Origin of the sequence: Streptococcus mitis, assembly GCF_001579035.1 — a bacterium.
In the GTDB taxonomy this organism is placed as follows: domain Bacteria; phylum Bacillota; class Bacilli; order Lactobacillales; family Streptococcaceae; genus Streptococcus; species Streptococcus mitis_J.
The window spans coordinates 100475-101535 of record NZ_KQ970290.1 but is presented as its reverse complement, the minus strand read 5'-3'; the positions used below and the strand labels follow the sequence as shown (position 1 = coordinate 101535).

Here is a 1061-nt window from a genome sequence, read left to right as displayed (position 1 = left end):
TTTTTTCCGTTTAAGTTATGATTCTCAATTTTACTAATGGCTTTTTGAATAATAAATTCTAATTTTTCGAAGTTAATGGGTTTTAGATAGTATTCGAAGCTTTGTAATTCAATTGCTTTTTGAGCATAGTTGAAGTCGGCGTAATTGGTTAAAAAAATTGTTTTTATATCATATTTTTCATTTCTAATCCACGATAAGAGTTCGAGGCCACTACCTTGAGGCATTTCTATATCGCTTATCATGAGATCAATAGGATTCTCTCTAATAATATTTTGAGCTTGAGTGAGGCTATAGGCAACATAAACAGTGTCAATGTGTAGTTTAGCCCAATTTATTTTCTCTCGTAAAGCTTCAATGATAAAACGATCGTCATCAACTAATAAGATGTTCATTATAACCTCCGTCTATAATCTTGTATGGAATAAGTAAAAGAATTTTAGCCCCACCTTCTTCATTATTTTCAAATGCAATACTATAGTCATTAGGATAGAGAAGATTTAAACGTTCGATGGTATTTGTGATCCCAATATGATGTCCATCTTCTGTTATTAGAGACTGTTTCTGATTTAGTTTTGATAAAATTTCTTCAGAGAAACCTGGACCATTATCTTCGATGCAAATCTGAATATAATCTGAGTCCTCAGTTTTTACTTGTTTTATCGATAGCAAAATTGTAAATAAATCCTGAAATGAAAACCCGTGTTTTATTGTGTTTTCAATAAATGTTTGTAAAAGTAATGATGGGACAAGAGTATTTTGTAGGTCATCATTGTAGTTTAGTGAAAAGTAGATGCTATTTCCATATCGAATTCGTTGTATTTCTAAATAATCTTTAATATGCTGAACTTCATCTTTAAGTTCTGAAAAATCTTGATTAGCCATAAATAAATGACGGAGATAATTTGAAGTTAGGATAGTTAACTCTTCAATTTCCTTATAGTTTTTTGTTTGAAGCATACTATGAATCATTGATAACATATTTAAGTAGAAATGCGGTCGAATTTGATTTTTAAGATAATTAAGTTCAATCTTCTTAAGTTCTAGTTGTGAATGGTATTCCC

Annotated in this window: 2 protein-coding genes; both read right to left on the bottom strand. The window is 29.8% G+C overall.

All coding sequences use genetic code 11. The annotated features are described in order from the left end of the window. Window positions 1-392 (bottom strand): response regulator (locus SMIDD26_RS08670; protein WP_134990267.1); only part of this gene is annotated, 392 nt, incomplete at its 3' end. Then, on the bottom strand, window positions 373-1061 hold a 689-nt coding region (locus SMIDD26_RS08665; RefSeq protein WP_167747506.1), incomplete at its 5' end, for a sensor histidine kinase. The genes SMIDD26_RS08665 and SMIDD26_RS08670, both read right to left, overlap by 20 nt.